The 17231-nt window shown below is 55.6% G+C and carries 15 protein-coding genes; 11 read left to right on the top strand and 4 right to left on the bottom strand.

Annotated features, from left to right (window positions below):
* Window positions 1–221 precede the first annotated feature (221 nt).
* From A6R74_RS01165 to A6R74_RS01120, 10 genes are all read left to right on the top strand, one after another.
* On the top strand, window positions 222–1172 hold the full coding sequence (locus A6R74_RS01165; protein ID WP_064232537.1) for a DUF808 domain-containing protein: 951 nt from the start codon (window positions 222–224) through the stop codon (window positions 1170–1172).
* Between the two features lie 268 nt (window positions 1173–1440).
* Window positions 1441–2022, top strand: a complete 582-nt coding sequence (locus tag A6R74_RS01160; protein WP_064232536.1) for a DedA family protein — start codon at window positions 1441–1443, stop codon at window positions 2020–2022.
* Between the two features lie 265 nt (window positions 2023–2287).
* On the top strand, window positions 2288–3298 hold the full coding sequence (locus A6R74_RS01155) for a TRAP transporter substrate-binding protein (RefSeq protein WP_082906542.1): 1011 nt from the start codon (window positions 2288–2290) through the stop codon (window positions 3296–3298).
* An 83-nt stretch (window positions 3299–3381) separates the two neighbouring features.
* Window positions 3382–3885: a TRAP transporter small permease gene (locus tag A6R74_RS01150; RefSeq protein WP_064232535.1), complete on the top strand. Its 504-nt coding sequence runs from the start codon at window positions 3382–3384 to the stop codon at window positions 3883–3885.
* A gap of 4 nt (window positions 3886–3889) precedes the next feature.
* Entirely contained in the window at window positions 3890–5170 is a 1281-nt protein-coding gene (locus A6R74_RS01145) for a TRAP transporter large permease (protein WP_064232534.1), read from the top strand.
* Between the two features lie 24 nt (window positions 5171–5194).
* The gene (ggt, locus tag A6R74_RS01140; protein WP_064232533.1) at window positions 5195–6793 is read left to right on the top strand and encodes a gamma-glutamyltransferase; all 1599 of its coding nucleotides are present in this window, start codon (window positions 5195–5197) and stop codon (window positions 6791–6793) included.
* 25 nt (window positions 6794–6818) lie between these two features.
* A complete protein-coding gene (locus tag A6R74_RS01135; RefSeq protein WP_064232532.1) occupies window positions 6819–7508 on the top strand; it encodes a TetR/AcrR family transcriptional regulator in 690 nt (229 codons plus the stop codon).
* Window positions 7509–7722: 214 nt separating this feature from the next.
* Complete coding sequence (gene rhuM / locus A6R74_RS01130) at window positions 7723–8721, top strand: virulence protein RhuM/Fic/DOC family protein (RefSeq protein ID WP_064232531.1); 999 nt, start codon at window positions 7723–7725, stop codon at window positions 8719–8721.
* A 66-nt stretch (window positions 8722–8787) separates the two neighbouring features.
* Complete coding sequence (locus tag A6R74_RS01125; protein WP_064232530.1) at window positions 8788–9582, top strand: PhzF family phenazine biosynthesis protein; 795 nt, start codon at window positions 8788–8790, stop codon at window positions 9580–9582.
* 95 nt (window positions 9583–9677) lie between these two features.
* Window positions 9678–10877, top strand: coding sequence for a Bcr/CflA family efflux MFS transporter (locus A6R74_RS01120; protein WP_064232529.1), 1200 nt, complete (start codon window positions 9678–9680; stop codon window positions 10875–10877).
* Here the strand turns inward: A6R74_RS01120 and A6R74_RS01115 are convergent.
* The 4 genes from A6R74_RS01115 to A6R74_RS01100 all read right to left on the bottom strand — a co-directional run bounded on the left by A6R74_RS01115 (window position 10839) and on the right by A6R74_RS01100 (window position 14740).
* Window positions 10839–11675 carry an ABC transporter ATP-binding protein gene (locus A6R74_RS01115; RefSeq protein ID WP_064232528.1) on the bottom strand — a complete coding sequence of 279 codons (837 nt, stop codon included), beginning with the start codon at window positions 11673–11675 and terminating at the stop codon, window positions 10839–10841. The two genes, A6R74_RS01120 and A6R74_RS01115, sit on opposite strands and share 39 nt — an antisense overlap.
* Complete coding sequence (locus A6R74_RS01110; protein WP_240488131.1) at window positions 11672–12640, bottom strand: FecCD family ABC transporter permease; 969 nt, start codon at window positions 12638–12640, stop codon at window positions 11672–11674. The genes A6R74_RS01115 and A6R74_RS01110 overlap by 4 nt, the downstream gene beginning before the upstream one ends.
* 71 nt (window positions 12641–12711) lie before the next feature.
* Window positions 12712–13788 carry a FecCD family ABC transporter permease gene (locus A6R74_RS01105; protein ID WP_064232526.1) on the bottom strand — a complete coding sequence of 359 codons (1077 nt, stop codon included), beginning with the start codon at window positions 13786–13788 and terminating at the stop codon, window positions 12712–12714.
* Window positions 13748–14740 (bottom strand): iron-siderophore ABC transporter substrate-binding protein, encoded by a 993-nt coding sequence (locus A6R74_RS01100; RefSeq protein ID WP_064232525.1) that lies wholly within the window; start codon window positions 14738–14740, stop codon window positions 13748–13750. The genes A6R74_RS01105 and A6R74_RS01100 overlap by 41 nt, the downstream gene beginning before the upstream one ends.
* A gap of 256 nt (window positions 14741–14996) precedes the next feature.
* Here A6R74_RS01100 and A6R74_RS01095 point away from each other — a divergent pair, with 256 nt between their 5' ends.
* The gene (locus A6R74_RS01095) at window positions 14997–17123 is read left to right on the top strand and encodes a TonB-dependent siderophore receptor (protein ID WP_064232524.1); all 2127 of its coding nucleotides are present in this window, start codon (window positions 14997–14999) and stop codon (window positions 17121–17123) included.
* Window positions 17124–17231 lie beyond the last annotated feature (108 nt).

The raw sequence follows: 17231 nt of genomic DNA, 5'->3' as shown, positions 1-17231 counted from the left end.
CGTGGTCGAGGTTGAGATGAAAAGACGTATTCATAAACTTACCTGCACTTTATCGGTTGGAGTCTTACCTACCATCACAATGCTTCTAGAGCATATCGATAGTTGCCAATATCGAAGCAGCATTGCTGGGCTATCGTGCCCGATAACTACTCTTATTGGTGCTCTTACCCAGCCTCTTTGTGCTCTACTATCTGCACCTGTTATTCACGGAGGAAGCAACCATGGCCATAGGCGGCTTGATAGGATTACTGGATGACATTGCCGCATTGGCGAAGTTGTCCGCAGCATCACTGGATGATATCAGTGCCGCCGCTGGGCGGGCGACGGCGAAGGCGGCCGGGGTGGTGGTCGATGATACGGCGGTGACGCCGCAATATTTGCAGGGGGTAACAGCGGAGCGTGAACTGGCGATTGTGAAAAAGATCGCGCTGGGGTCGATCCGCAACAAGCTGATTTTTATCCTGCCGGTGGCGCTGCTGCTGAATCACTTTTTGCCTTCTCTCTTGCCGATCATATTAATGGTGGGCGGTACCTATCTGGCCTTTGAGGGCGCAGAGAAGGTCTGGCATAAGCTCTCCGGCGGGCATGATGACGAAAAGCCAGCGGTAGAGAAGGGGCCGGAAGCCGAGAAAAAGATCGTGAGTGGCGCCGTTCGAACTGACCTGATTCTGTCTGCCGAAATCATGGTGATCGCACTTGCCACGGTCTCCCATCAAGGATTCTGGTCACAGTTGGCGAGCCTGGTGGTGGTGGCGTTGGTTATCACAATTTTGGTGTATGGCGTGGTAGCGCTGTTGGTCAAAATGGACGATATCGGCCTGACGCTTGCCCAGCGAGATAACTCGGCAATACAGGCACTGGGCCGTGGCCTGGTGACGGCCATGCCCAAGGTACTAGCGACCATCTCGGTCGTGGGCACCATCGCCATGCTTTGGGTGGGTGGGCATATCCTGATGGCCAATCTGGGTGCCGATGGGACGGGTTGGTACAACGCGCCCTATGATTGGGTACACCATATTGAACATGGCATTAGCGAGGCGACCGGTGCCTTGGGCGGCATACTGGGTTGGAGCTTCAATACGCTGTGCTCTGCGGTGATTGGCTTTGTGGTGGGTTCGGTGGTGGTGGGGGTGCTGCACCTCGTTCCTTCTAAAGAGGCGCATGTCGAGTAGGTGCGAACAGCGAAGGGAGCCTCAGGCATCTAAATGCCTGCCGGTAGCGAATCAACAGGCCCGGAGAGTCACACAGCTCTGTCTGAAAGCTGGCTGTGCTCGACCGCGGTCAACAGGGCAGAGTGATGGCGAAACCCACGTCGAACTACTTATATAAGCGTTGACGTTGGTTAGTGCTGACCAGTAAATGAGTGGCAGGTCGCGGTCACTGTAGCGCCCACACTCTGAGCTGCTTTATGGCAGAGCGCAACTTTATGGATGAACGCCGATGACGTTTGAACATCTCGTGGCAGATTATGGAAGCTTCGGCCTGTTCTTGGGTGCAAGCCTGGAGGGCGAAGCCATCGCGATGCTTGGCGGTATCATCGCGCATCAGCATCTGGTCGGCTTTTGGTCCGCTGTAGGTTCTCTCGCTTTGGGCTCCTTCCTCGCGGATCAAGTGTTCTTCCTGCTTGGTCATTGGTGGCGCAACAGCGCTTACGTCCGTTCGATCCATAGTAGCGTAGCGGGAGGGCATGTACTGACGACGTTCAACGCTCACCCGAACGTTTTCGTGTTCTCATTTCGATTCATCTATGGCCTGCGCATTGCCAGCGCGGTCACCATCGGCACGACCGACTTTCCTTGGCCGCGATTCATCTTGCTCAATGCCGTTTCGGCGTTGGTCTGGGCGACGGTATGGGTCACGCTGGGTTACGTTTTCGGGCAGACGATAGAGGCGCTTTTTGCACGACTGAGCAACCTTCCTCATTTTGCGCTTGTTAGCGTTGCAGTTGGCATCTGCGTCGCGATATTGGCCGTGATCGCTGCTAAGAAGAGGCGAGGTCAGCGATTGAATACGGGTGATTGAGCGACGAAGAGTCCCTGGGTATGCCTGCACGTTCTTACCAATCGCTGTCCGTCGCTGTAATGGCACTAGATCAATTCGCACCATATTGAGTCTTTTGGCACACATTTGGTGCGAATTGATGCCTAGAGACGCTCTGTAAGCGGCAGAATCACTGATTTTTTGACATGGCACGATAATTGCTTAGTGAATTAAGTAAGTAAACAGTTACTTAATTCGCTCCATGAAGAAGCACTTTCTTAGTGGGCGCAATGGCAAGGATCACACCATGAAAAAGCAATTTAAGAACATGAAGTTGAAGGCTCTCGCGTGTAGTTTCGCGTTGGGCGCTTTGGCACATACTGGTATGGCAAGCGCCGATATTAATATCAAGTTTCACCATGATTTGCCTGAAGATAGTGCACAACACCTGGCGGCTGAGCGCTTCAGGGACATTGTGGCGGAGCGAAGCGGCGGTGAGATTTCAGTCGAAATTTTCCCCAACAACACCCTCGGTGATGATGTCGAAGTCACCCAGCAGTTGCAGATGGGGGCTGTGGAAGCCGCCATTATTCCGACCGCCAAGCTATCGGGCTTTGTTCCGGCTATGCAGATCGTCGACCTGCCTTTCTTGTTCCCTTCTCCCGAGGTCGCCCACACCGTTCTCGACGGGCAGGCCGGTGATGATCTATTGGCAACGGTAGAGCAGGTGGGACTGAAGGGGGTGACGTTCTGGGAAAGTGGTTTTAAGCAATTTACCTGTGACCAACCCGTTAATGGCCCGGAGGATTTCGCGGGCCAAAAGGTACGCGTGATGCAAAGCCCTATCATCATGGAGCAGTTTAAGGCGATGGGCGCTAACCCAGTGCCGATTGCCTTCGGCGAAACCTACAACGCGCTGCAACAACGCATTGTCGACTGCCAGGAAAATCCGCTGGTATCGATTACACAAATGAAATTTTATGAAGTGCAGTCCGATGTGATCATCAGCAACCACGCTTATCTGGCCTATGCATTCCTGTTTAGCCAGCGTTGGTTCGATAGCCTAAGCCCTGAAAACCAAGCGCTATTGACGGAGGTTGCCCGTGAAACCACCGCATTCCAGCGTGAAGAAACCGCCCGCCGTGAGGCAGATTACATTGCCACTATCGAAGCCAGTGGCACTAACGTCAGCACATTGGATGATGCCCGACTGAGCGCTTTCAGAGAAGCAACGGCGCCGGTACACGAGGCGTTTGCCAGTGACATTGGCACAGAGCTAATGGCGGAGTTTGAACAAGCTATCGCTGATATCCAATAGTCGCGCGTCACCCATTAAAGGGCTGATCGGTTATCCCTTTGGCCCTTTTTTCTCCCTTGTTTTTATCGCTGGTGGAGTCCGCTATGCGCAAACTTGATCGCTTAATATCGCGTGCCGAGGAGGTTTTGATTGGCCTGCTGATTTTATCTGCCTCTTTCATTCTTTTCGCCAACGTCATTGCACGCTATGTGTTCAACGATGGCTTTTCATGGGCGGAGGAGTTGGTTCGTTACCAAATTGTATGGATGGTGCTGCTTGGCGCTAGTGTTGCTGCGCGGCAAGGGATCCATATTGGCATCGATATTCTGCACAGGTTTAGCCCTCCACTGTTGGCGAAATGGATAGCGTTGCTCGTTCATGCGGTTTCTATCGCTTTTTGCCTCTTCCTGGTGTTTTACGGTTTCCAGTTAACGGAGCAAACCCATCGGTTTGGTCAGGTGAGCTCTGCTCTGCAAGCGCCCATGTGGATCGTTCAGTTGGCCATTCCAGTGGGCGCTCTCTTAATGGGCATTCGATTTACCCAGCATTTCTTCCGGACGTTGCTGGGTCGAGAGCAAGCCTCTGCCCACCTTGATCAAGTTGGATAAAAGCATGGTTATTACATTTCTGGTTCTATTAGCTGTGTTGATGTTAGTGGGAACGCCCATCTTTATTGCATTGGCGGGTTCCGTCACGGTGGCGATGGGGAGTTTTAGCCATATTCCTTTGGCCATCGTGGCAGAGCGCTTGTTTGCCGGGTTGGATAAGTTTCCATTGATGGCGATTCCCTTTTTTATTCTCACCGGTAGTTTGATGAGTGCGGGTGGGCTATCGCAGCGGATCATCCGCTTGGCTAACTTGTTGGTGGGGCGTTTTACCGGTGGCATGGGCATGACGGCGGTATCAGCAAGTATGTTTTTTGGTGCTATTTCCGGATCGAGCCCGGCCACGGTGGTGTCGGTGGGCTCATTGCTCTATCCGGCCATGCGCAAGGAGGGGTATTCCGGTCAATTTTCGATTGGCGTGCTGGTGTCTGCCGGTTCACTGGGCATCATCATTCCGCCTTCGGTCGTAATGATCGTCTACGCGGCTGTCACTGGGGTATCAGTGGGTGCGCTGTTTATGGCGGGAGTGGGAGCCGGTTTATTATACGCCGCCTGTTTGTTGCCTTACTGTTGGTACCGCGCCAAGAAAGACGGTGTCACCCCCATGAAGCCGCCAAGTTGGGGCGAAGTGTTGCTGGGATTCAAAGATGCTTCGTGGGGGTTAGGGGTTCCTCTCGTCGTTTTGGGCGGGATTTACCTGGGTATCTTTACGCCCACTGAAGCCGCTGCGGTATCAGTGATATATGCCTTGTTGGTCTCAGCCCTGATTTATCGTGAGAAGAGCTTTGCAGAGTTATTCCAAAGCATGATTGAGGCGGCGACCACAACGGCTCAGGTAATGATTATTCTCGCTGCTGCCTCGGTGCTGGCGTGGTTTCTTTCCAGTAATGGGTTAGCGGCGATGTTGGCCAACGCTATCCTGTCGTTATCCGAAAATCCGTACCATATCTTCCTGCTGATCAATGTGACGGTACTGATTGCCGGCATGTTCCTTGATGCTTCCTCCATTATGGTGATTCTTGCTCCCCTGTTTTACACGGTGGGCCTGCGCGTTGGTATTGACCCTGTCCATCTGGGAGCAGTGCTGACCGTGAACGGGGCGATTGGCATGTTCACGCCGCCGTTTGGTCTCAACTTATTTGTGGCAGGCACTATCAGCGGCGTCGATTACGTCCAGGCGGTACGTGGTGCCTTGCCCTTTATTGGCATTGCTCTGTTTGCCTTGATACTGCTGACCTATATTCCTGCGATCAGTATGTGGTTACCCAATATGGTGTATGGCGGCTAAACAGCCCAAATAAGGAGGGTAGCAATGGCTATTAGCATAACGTCATCAGCGTTGGCGCATTCCCATGAAGGGGTGGTGACCAGTCCCCATACGCTGGCAACAGAAGCGGGTCTTAAGGTACTTCGTCAAGGGGGCAACGCGGTTGAAGCGGCGATCACCATGGGGGCCTGCCTGTCGGTGACCTATCCGCATTTCACCGGCCTTGGCGGAGATGCCTTCATGATCATTGCGGATGCAAAGGGGGGTGTGCAAACCCTGTCAGGCATTGGCCAGGCGCCACAGGCCAAGTTGGAAGTGTCTGGCCAATTGCCCGCGCGGGGGCCTGGTTCCATGTTAACCACGGCTGCCACGGTCGATACCTGGGGGCAGGCGCATGAGATTTCCCGTCAGAGCTGTGGCGGCCAAATGGGCTGGGCAGCGCTGTTGGAGCCTGCGATACAGCTAGCGCGAGAGGGCTTCCCGGTGACGCCATCGCAGCGCTTCTGGCTTGATTTTCGTCGCGATGAAATAACAATGATGCCGGGCGTGCGAGAGCTCTTCATGCCAGGCGGGAAGATGCTTCATGAGGGCGAAAAACTGTGCCAGCCACAGCTGGCTGCTTCACTGCAGTCCATTGCGACCCGCAGCTACCGGGATTTCTATGAAGGGCAGTTAGGGGCGAAAATTGCCGCCGGGCTGGCAGCGGCAGGGTCTCCACTCACGGCCACTGATTTGGCGGCTACCCGAGCACGAATAGAAACGCCGCTGTCGGTGCCCTACCGGGGTGGCGAGCTGCTGGCCCATCGGCCGCCCACCCAGGGGATGACCACGCTGGAAATCATGGGCATTCTGGCGCGTTTCGATCTCTCCAACATCGAGGAGGGCAGCGCTGACTATTACCACCTATTGGTCGAAGCGGTAAAACGCGCTTTTCTGGATCGCAATACCTACCTGGCCGACCCCGACTTTGCATCAATACCTTTTGGCAGGTTGCTGTCTCCAGCGCATCTCGACGCGGAGGCGGCCAAGATAGACGCGGGGAACGCCCTGGATTGGCCCTTTACTTACCAGCATGGTGATACGGTTTATCTGGCGGCGGCTGATCGTTTCGGTAATGCCGTTTCGATGCTGCAGACGATTTATTACGACTGGGGCAGCGGCGTCAACGTCGGTGATACGGGGATTTTGTGGCATAACCGCGGTGCGGCGTTCAGCCTTGATCCTGCTCATCCGAATGCGCTTGCCCCCGGAAAGCGACCTTTTCATACCCTGAATCCGGGTATGTATCGTGTCGATGGTAAGCCGCGTTTACTTTACGGTACGCAAGGCGCTGATGGACAACCGCAAACCCTCGCTGCCGTGCTGACCCGCTTGATAGACTATGGCATGGATCCACTCAGTGCGCTGAAAGCACCGCGCTTTCTACTGGGGCGTACCTTTTCCGATGGTCGTGACACGTTAAAGCTGGAGCAAGATGCGGGAAAGGCCGTGTTTACTGAGTTAACCCGGCGTGGCCATCAGGTGAGCCCGCTACCCGCACAGAGTGCCCTGGCAGGCCACCCCGGCGCGGTCGTTATCGATCCGGCGAAAGGCTTTTACGCGGCCCATGACCCCCGCAGCGATGGTATTGCATTAGGGCTATAGCACCGAAAGGAACAAGGATGTGTACATGATGAAAAGCGAAGCGCTTGATGTGAAAAAAAATGCCCGTACCGGGAGCAAAAACCGCCGTAATGCGCATGAAACACGCGAGCGCTTGTTTCAAGCGGCGACTCAAGAGTTTTGCGAACGCGGCTACGATGGCGCTCGCATGGAGCGTATCGTGCGTGCAGCCGATTGTAATGTGCGCATGGCTTATCACTACTTCAATGACAAGGAAGGTCTTTATCTGGCTGTTCTCGAACGGGTTTATGAGGAGTTGCGCGCCAAGGAACAGGAACTCAACCTAGGCAATCTTGAGCCTGTTGCGGGTATGCGCGCGTTGGTGGAATTTACGTTTGATCACATGGCCGAGCATCCCGAGTTCACCAGCCTGGTACGCAATGAAAACCTGCTCGGTGGGCGCATGCTGCGTAAATCGAGCAAGGTCGTCCAGCAAACGACGCCGCTCGTAGGCATGATCCGGGACACTCTCGAGCGGGGTGAGGCGGCAGGGATGTTCCGCCCGGCAGTGGATCCCACCCAGCTCTACATTTCGATTTTGTCGCTATCCATCACCCACATCAATCAACGCGATACGCTATCCATCATCTTCGAGCAGGATCTGGCTGATCCGGGCTGGCTTCTTGAGCGGCGTGCCCATGCGGTCGAGATGGTGCTTTCCTATTTATGCGTTGAGTCCAAGATGTCCCAGAACTAAGAGCCACGTCCTCTTCAAGGGGCCCATGTGTAATGGGATGGGGTATTAAGTCTTATCTGTATAAATAAACAGTTTTTGTGCTAAGGTTTACTTAATCTCTAATGATAAGCGCGCTTGAGTATTTGCTCTGGTAGGTGAAGGTGCATGTTGCTGCATTAAGTGATGCTTGCTTTAGGGATGCATAAGGCTTGATGTAAATCTGGAGGCAACACTTATGAATGACCAGCAAATACAGATATTTACCAGTGAAGATGGGCAAGCACACCTAGAGGTGACGCTGGAGCAGGAGACCGCTTGGTTGAGCCAAGCGCAGATGGGGAGCTTGTTCGCGACAACATCCGAAAACGTTCTTATGCACTTGCAGAATATTTTTAAAGATGAAGAGCTGAGCGAGCAGGCAACTGCTAAGGATTTCTTAGTAGTTCGCCAAGAGGGCAAGCGCCAGGTTCGACGCCGCATCAAACACTACAACCTCGATGCTATTATTTCCGTTGGTTATCGAGTTAGCTCCAAGCGTGCCACCCAATTCCGCAAGTGGGCCACTCAGGTGTTAAAAGACCACTTGGTTCACGGCTATACCTTGAACCAGCGGCGCTTAACCGAGCGTGGCATAGAGTTTGAGCAGGCGGTGAATTTGCTCAGCCGTACCTTGACCAATCAAGGCTTGGTTTCAACAGAAGGCGAGGCCGTAGCGCGTGTGATTAGCGATTACGCTCGTTCCTGGAGCTTGCTGCAAGGCTACGATGAGCAGCAATTAGCTGAGCTAAACATTAAGCAGCCCGGTATGCACTCGCTAGAGTTGGAAGAAGCCTTGAAGGCTATTGGTGAGTTAAAGCAAACCTTAATCGCCAAAGGTGAGGCAACCGAACTGTTTGGGCAGGTGCGAGGCGACGGTTTGACGTCGGCTTTAGCCACCATCGAGCAAGGCTTTGGCGACGAGCTGTTTTACCCCAACGTGGCCACCCGTGCGGCGCACTTGCTTTACTTCGTAATCAAAAACCATCCACTGGCCGATGGAAATAAGCGCTGTGGTTCGTTTCTATTTCTATGGTACCTGCGCCGCAATGCGGCCTTGCTGGCCCGGCCCGTCGAGCAACTGATCAACGACAATACCCTGGTGGCGCTAGCGTTGTTAGTGGCTGAAAGCTTGCCTGATCAGAAAACGCTAATGATACGGTTGATTGAGCATTTTATACTGCTGAAGGAAAGTTAATTGTGGCAGTTGATGTGTTGAACGCCGCGCCCGAAGTGACCTCTGACGTTAGAAAGGCTATCTGTGATGAACATTGATCTTTACCAAGTAGATGCATTTGCCTCTAAGCCCTTTGAAGGCAATCCTGCAGCAGTTTGCCCGCTGGAAGTGTGGCTGGATGATGCGCTGTTACAGGCCATTGCCACGGAGAACAACCTGTCCGAAACGGCCTTTTTTGTGCCGACTGAAACAGGCTACCACCTGCGCTGGTTTACCCCTGCGGTGGAAGTGGATTTATGTGGTCATGCCACGTTGGCGGCAGCATGGGTAATTTTTAATGTATTAGGCGATAGCTCAGAAATACTGCAATTTCAGACCCGCAGCGGGCCGCTATTAGTAAAGCGTAAGGATGACGAACTGGCGATGGATTTCCCCGCTAAAACGCTTGAACCCTTGGCAATACGCGCTGAGGTAGCGGCAGCGCTCGGCGGCATTGAAATTGAGGAGATGCTAATCTCTGACGATATCGTGGTGGTGATCAATGATGTGTCGTTGATCGAATCGTTAGCGCCGGATATGCAGCAGCTTAAACAGCTGCCGGGGCGGGGTGTGGTAGTCACCGCTAAAGGCTATGATGTGGACTTCGTTTCCCGTTGGTTTGGCCCTAAGGTGGGCGTGGAAGAAGACCCCGTTACAGGTTCGGCCCATACCTCGCTTGCGCCGTATTGGGCTAGACGTTTAGGCAAGCAAACGTTAACCGCACGCCAGGGCGGTGCCCGCAAAGGCACGCTTAGCTGCATCTTGGAAGGCGAGCGCGTGATTATCAAAGGCCGCGTGGCGCCTTATCTTAAAGGTGCTATCACGTTGCCGGAGAGTAACTGAAAAACGTTGATTAAGAGCGCCACTCAATCAGCGAGTATCGTCGTTATCATATCAATGATGTTGTCCATCATTATGTCCTGTTACCGCGAGCTTCTATGACCCAATCTAAAACGCCGTTTATTGTGGTGCTAAGCTTGGCATTGACCATGATGCTGGGCCCGTTTTCCATGGATACGTACCTACCGGCCTTTCCGGTCATCGGCGAATCGCTGGGGATTTCTCAGCAGTCGGTATCGTTGAGTGTGTCGGTGTATGTCTTTGCGCTGGCGTTGGGTCAGTTAATTGGCGGTGCGCTTTCAGATCGCTACGGACGGCAGCGGGTTCTGATGAGCGGGCTGGTGATTTTTGCGTTCTCAAGCATTGCCATTGGAATGTCGGATTCCCTGAACTCCCTACTCGGTGGGCGGGCAATTCAGGCCATTGGTGCCGGTTTGACGCTGGTATCAGTACCGGCATTAGTGCGCGACCGGGTGGCGGGCCGCGACGCTGCGAAACTGTTCTCAATGATGGGCTTTATCATGGTGTTGGCGCCAGGCATTGCGCCGAGCGTAGGTAGCGCGATTCTGTTGCTGGGTTCCTGGCACACTATTTTCTTTGCCTTGGCGGCATACGCGCTGCTGCTGGTGCCATTGCTGGTGCGGGTGCTCTTTACCGGCACGGGCAAGGTGTCGCGAACGAAAAGCCCTCAGATGAGCCTGCTGGCGCGTTACAAACTGGTGCTGTCGACAAAGCCAGCCCTGCCGTTCATCGTTTGGCAGGCCGCTTCTTTTTCTACCCTGATGATGTTCATCACCTACGCCTCCTTTATCTATCAGGGGCACTTCGGTCAGTCGCCTTCTAGCTTTTCGCTGCTGTTTGCTGCAAACATCGTCGCGATGCTGATCTTCAATATTCTCAATCGAATCCTGCTTTCCAGGTTGTCGTCGCTGCGCATCCTGCAGTTGGCGACGGGCTGTCAGGCAGTGGGCATCGTCTTGTTGGTGATGGCTGCCTTCATGGAGTGGCCGCTGTACGCTTTCCTGCTTGCCATGATGCTGACCATCGGCTCGATAGGGGCGATCTCGCCGAATATACAGGCCTGCTTTTTAGAGTTCTTTCCCACCAGCAGTGGAACTGCCGCAGCACTTCTGGGCGCTGCCCAGTTCGGTATCGCCGGGGTTTTGAGTGCACTGTCTGCCTTGCTGCCGCATACGCTAGGAGCGGTTATCCTGGCCATGGCTGCCTGCGGTTCGGTGGCGTACCTGATGCTTGCCCGCTCAATCATCAAAGGACGTGCCGCTGTCGGGGCTCGCTGAGTTAGGCCCTCCATGCCGCCCTAGCGGTATCATCATCGGCTTGCCGGTGACGGGGTCTTTGATGACGCGGCTTTCCAGGCCAAATACGTCGCGCACCATCTGTTCGGTCAGAATGTTTTCCGGCGGGCCTACCGCGTAAACCTTGCCGTTGGCCATGGCGACCAGTTGGTCGGCGTAGCGGGCGGCCAGGTTGAGTTCGTGAAGCACCATTACTATCGTGGTTCCGCGCTGCCGGTTGAGGTCGGTGAGAAGATCGAGCACCTCAATCTGATGGTTGATATCCAGAAAAGTGGTGGGCTCATCAAGCAGCAGCACATTGGTTTGCTGGGTAAGGGCCATGGCGATCCAGGCGCGCTGGCGCTGCCCGCCGGAGAGTTCTTCTACCGCGCACTCGGCCAGTTCCGTCATATGCGTGGCGGTCAGTGCTTCGGCGACGGCTGCTTCGTCGGCGGTGCTCCAGCGTTTAAACAACCCTTGATGAGGGTGACGGCCGCGGCTAACCAGTTCAAGCACGCTAATACCTTCCGGCGCGATGGGCGATTGGGGAAGAAAACCCAATTGTTGCGCCAGGCGTCGGGTGTTGAGTCGGTGAATGGCGTTGCCGTCCAGCAACACCTCTCCTTGCTCCGGCGCGAGCAGCCTCGAAAGCACGCGTAGCAGTGTCGATTTTCCACAGGCGTTGGCGCCAACGATGGCGGTGGTATGTCCCGCTGAGACTGTCAGGTTAACGTCATTGAGGACTGTTCGATCCCCGTAGCTTGCCACCAGGCCTTGGGCGAGAAGCGAGGAAGCGTTCATAGGGAGCCTCTGCTTTTATTTTCGCGAATAATCAGATAAATCAGATAGGGTGCTCCCAGCACGCCGGTCACGATGCCTACCGGGTAGCGGGCGGGTAACAAAAACTGGCCCGCATAATCGCCCAGTAGAACGAGCAGGGCGCCCACCAGCGCCGAGGGAATGAGTAGCGAGCCGTTACGCCCCATCAGCCGTGCGGCAATGGGGCCGGAAAGAAACGCTACGAACGCCACCGGGCCTGAAACCGCCGTCGCAAATGCCACCAGGGCCACTGCAGAGATCACCACGATGATTCGCGTAACGGCCAAGCGAACACCAAGCCCCGCGGCAAGATCGTCGCCCATACGCAGGGTCTCAAGATCGCGCTGGCGGCTTAACAGCAGCCCACCGAATAGCAGGAGGGCGACTAACAGCGGCAGCGCCTGACCTAACTGAACGCCGTTGACGCTACCCGTTATCCAGCGCAGAGCTTCTTGCAGCGTCCAGCTGGGCGCGCGCATTAGTAGGTAGGCGGTAACGCTTTGCAGCATTGCGGCCATGCCGATGCCGATCAGAATCAGCCGCCCGCCAGTTACCCCCTGGCGCCAGGAGAGCGCGTAGATCAGCAGGGCGACGCCCAGCCCTGAGCCGATGGCCACCACTGAAACCGCCGGGCCGCTTAGCGAGAGCACCACAATGGCAAATACCGCGCCGGAGCTGGCGCCAGTGCTAATGCCAATGATATCTGGGCTTGCCAGCGGGTTGCGCAGCATGGTTTGAAAGGCGATGCCGCCCAGACCAAAGCATGCGCCCACTAGCACCGAAACCACTGCCCGTGGTAGGCGAAGTTCACGCACAGTAAAACTAGCGCCCGGTACATCTGCGCCGCCAAGTATCCGTAGCACTGTGGAAAGTGGCGTAAAGGACTGCCCCAGCATCAGGGTTAACGTCACGCCCGCGAGCAGGCAGGCGGTTAGTACTGTGAGCATACGAAAGCGGCGCTTTGCATTCGCCCTGCGTATTTGGCCAAAGTGGCTGATCGCGTTGAGGGGCGGCGGGTTCATAGCGAACCTACTTTGCGGTTGCGCACAATCCAGATAAACACCGGCGCGCCGATAAAAGCTGTCACGATGCCCACGTCCAGCTCGGATGGATGGGCCACCAGCCGCCCTGCAACGTCTGAAAACGTCAGCAGTGCCGCGCCGCCCAGGGCGGAGAAGGGCAGCAGCCAGCGATAGTCGCCACCTACCAGCAGGCGGCAGGCATGCGGTACCACCAGCCCCACGAAACCAATCGGGCCGCACACTGCAGTGATCGGCCCGCATAGCAGTACCGCCCCCAGCGCCGACATAGCTCTGGCCAAAGCCACCTTTTCACCCAGCCCGGCAGCGGTATCGTCACCTAGCGCTAGCAGGTTGAGCTTACGCGCCGCCAATAGCGTGATAACAAACCCGGCAAGCAGAAAGGGTAGTACGGGCAGGATTTGGTCATAGGTGGCGCCGCCTACACCGCCCACTAGCCAGGATTGCACCAGCCCGGCGATATCACCGCGTGGGAGGATCACGGCGGTGACAAGCGAGCTTAGCGCTGCGGTGGTGGCAGCACCTGCAAGCGCCAGCCTCAGTGGAGTGGCCCCGCCCCGAGCTAGGTTGGCAATTGCGTAAACCGCGACGGCGGTAAACCCGGCCCCAAAAAGCGCTGCCCAGATGTAGTGGGTCGTCTCTTCGATGCCGAACCAGGCAATGCCAATCACCACCGCCAGCGCCGCCCCAGCGTTGACGCCTAAAAGACCGGGATCAGCGAGGGGATTGCGGGTCAGGCCCTGCATGACGCCGCCGGAAATGCCGAGCGCGGCCCCGGCGAGAATGGCAAGCAGGGTGCGTGGTAGGCGGCTAGCCACGGCGGCATCCCCAATGGTTTCAACCTGGCCGCTTAGCGCGGCGGCTATTTCCGGCCAGCCTACTTCGCGGGTGCCGAACGCGACAGAAAGCATTAACGCAAGGGTAAGCAAAACCAACAGTAGTAAGCCGCCTGCAAAGCGAGGAGCCAATGTTTTACGTAGCTTGCTGATGCTAAGTTCATTCTCGGTGACGCTATTACTCTGACTTACGTGCGGCTTCGGAGAGCAGGTCTGCATAATCGTCCAGCAACCAAGAAATCGACATGGGGGTAGGGTTGGCCGCCGTGCCCAACGGGCTGTTGCCGAGCAGAACAACGGCGCCGTTTTCTACCACCGGCAGGCGGGAGGTGAGCGGGTGGGCTGAAAGCTGATCAATTAGCGGCTGGCCACCGTAGGTGACGAGAATATCCACATCATCGAGTTCATCGATCAGTTCAGAACTTATCTCGCCGGCAAATTTACCGGGCGTAGAGTTCTGTTTTACTACCTCGGGTGAGGTCAGCCCCAGGTCATGGAAAAACCGCACCCGTGCGTCGTTGTCGGTATAGAACGAAATGCGCCCCAGGTTGGTGGGATCAAGGTGGGTGACGAACATAGCCGTCTTACCCGCAAGGTCAGAGTGGTTTGCAGCGGTGTCTGCAATCTTCGCTTCAAGTCGTTCAATAAGCGCCTGGCCCTCTGCGGCCATGCCCATGCCTTCACTGTTAATTCGAATCATATCGCGCCAGCCGGTTGCCCAAGGGCCTTCGGTGTAGGCGACCACCGGGGCAATCTGGCTCAAGGTGTCATAGTCAGACTGGCTAATCCCTGAATAGGCAGCAAGAATCACGTCGGGCTGACGTTCTGCCACGGCCTCAAAATCGATTCCGTCGCCTTCATCGAATAGGGCAGGAGGCGCAGCACCAAGCTCTTCAAGCCGGGCTTCCACCCAGGGCAGTAGCCCGTTGCCATTGTCGTCGCCAAAGTTGGCGGCGGCAAAGCCCACCGGCACCACGCCTAGCGCCAGCGGCACTTCGTGATTGGCCCAGGCCACGGTGGCGATCCGTTCGGGCTTTTTGGGCAGCACGGTAATGCCCAGGGCGTGCTCGATCTCAAGGGGATATTGTTGCGCGCCGACCGGTGCCGCGCTGAGGCTGCAGGCAGCGATAAGCGCTACACAAACGCCCAGACTTCTATGGAACAGTGCCATAGCGTTCTCCAAAAGCTAAAGACGTTGATAACGAGCAATCCTCACCGCTAAGTAAGCATGCAGTGTCTGGATATATGACGAGTAGGCTGGATGGCGCATGGTGTACTGCAATTCTTGCCAAAAGTTTAACTAAATGATTGTGATTGACATTATCACTCTTGACTCGGGGATGCTAGCTTCGGATACTCTCCCGGCCTTTCAAAAGAAAATCACAAGGCGGGCAGGTTGGGTTTATTCATTTCTAGGGATCTTCAACATGACTGATAGCAATAGCACAGTCCGGCGCAACGCAAGTCGGGTACGGTGGCAGCAGACCACTACCGCCATTCTGTGCGGCACGACGCTGGTGACTGTTCCCATGCTCGGGAACGCACAGGAAACCGGCGACGGCAGTGACGACAATGAGGGATATCGCCTCGCCCCCATTATCGTCAACGCCCAGGCCTACGCTGATGATGATGCTAACTCGGTAGTTGCCCAAGAACTGTGGGTGGGCGGCAAGGTCGCCACCAGTATCCTCGATACACCTGCTTCCGTGTCGGTGATCACAGAGAAAGAGATTGAGCAGCGCAACGCCTCCACCACCGAGGAAGTGCTGCAATATACCCCAGGGATTCTCACCGATTATTACGGCACCGATGACCGGAACGACTATTTCAAAATCCGCGGTTTCGAGGCCACCACCTACCGTGACGGGCTGACGCTAGGCTCAATGCGCGGTGTCCGTGAGGAGCCCTACGCCTATGAGCGCGTTGAGGTGTTGCGAGGCGCCAACTCCACTCTGTTTGGCCCGGCGGATCCGGGTGGCGCAGTCAACTTTGTGAGCAAACGACCAAGGTTTGAGCGTTTTGGAGAGGGCTATCTCTCCTACGGTTCATTCGACGCAAAAGAGGCCGGTGTTGATGTGGGTGACACGCTGAACGCTGATGAGACAGTGGCCTACCGGTTCACCGGTACTATCCGTGACAGCGATCGCGAATACGATCACTCCAAAGACAACAATGGCTTCTTGATGGGCGGTCTAGCCTGGGAGCCAACTGAGTACACCTCAGCGAGTGTTATTTTCGACTATCTGAAGCGTGACGATACCCCCAATAGCGGTGGTTACCCACTCGACCGGGAGTATGATCGCAGCGACTTCTTTGGTGAGCCTGGTTTCAACTATCACGACGTTGAGCGCACCAGCCTCACCGGGCAGCTTACCCATGATTTCAATAACGGCCTGACGTTGCGCGGTAACCTGCGTTACAGCGATCTGACCGACGACTTCGGCTACGTCTATATCACTGACTCTGCAGCGCGAGTAGGCAGCGTGGTGGATCGCGATTACTTTGGCACCGACAACGAAGCCCAGGAGCTGATCGGCAACGCGATCCTGCAGTACGACGCCCGTTTTGACTGGGTTGATAGCAGCACGCTCGTGGGTGTCGAGTATCGAGATGCTTCCACCGAAGACAGTTCGTTTTACGGGGATGCGACCTCAATTGATATCGCAAATCCCGTCTATAGCGGTGCGCCGAGTAGCCTCAACGTCTATAGCAGCAACGAGCAGGACTTCACCACCGAGTCGGTCTTCCTGACCCAGAATTTGTCCTTCTATGATCGATTCATTGTGACCGCGGGCGTGCGCAACGACTCGATGGACGTATCCAGCACCAACATGGCCGGCGTCACCGATTCCGATGACTTCTCTGAGAACTCCCTCCGCGGTGCATTGACCTATCGCGTTACCGACGAAATTTCGACCTATATCAGCATGGTAGAGTCGGTCGCACCGCCTACGATTGGCGTTGAGCCAGAACGGGGCGAACAGTACGAAATTGGTGCGAAATACGCCCCCTTTGGTACCAATGCGCTGTTCTCGGCGGCTATCTATGACCTGACTCGGGATGACGTCACTATCGCGGTTGTGCAGGACAATGGCGTTATCGAACGGGAAACCGTGGGTGAATCCCGGGTGCGGGGCCTTGATCTGGAAGCGAAGGCTGAGTTGACCGATAGCTTCAGCTTGGCCGGTGGTTACTCTTATATGGAGTCAGAAGTGGTGCGCGACAGCAACGCCGCCAGAGAGGGCAATGAGTTTACTGCTGCACCCAAACATACGGCTTCGCTGTGGGGCTACTATACCTTGCCAAGCCAGGATATGAGTGTTGGTCTCGGCGCCCGCTACGTTGGCTCTTACTACTTTGATGTCGCCAATACGTCCAAGAGCAGTGCAGCAACGCTGTTTGACGCGGCCTTCAGCTACCAATTAACCCAAGACGCCGATCTGGCCGTCAATGTTAGCAACTTACTCGACGAGCAGCATGTGGTCGGTTCCAGTACCGCTGACTACTACAATCCAGGCCGTGAAATCAGTGCCAAAGTGAGCTATCGCTGGTGAGGTGACGGTGCTGGATTAGTCAGCCAGCTTTGCGTAGCAACCCTAAGGCAATAACCGAAACCCCCGCTGTTACTGAACTGCACCCCAAAAGTTGGACACTCCTCCAAC

It is taken from the genome of Halomonas sp. ALS9 (genome assembly GCF_001651035.1).
Classification (GTDB): domain Bacteria; phylum Pseudomonadota; class Gammaproteobacteria; order Pseudomonadales; family Halomonadaceae; genus Vreelandella.
Note: the sequence above shows the minus strand (reverse complement) of the source record. Positions and strands in the feature narration are given on the sequence as shown.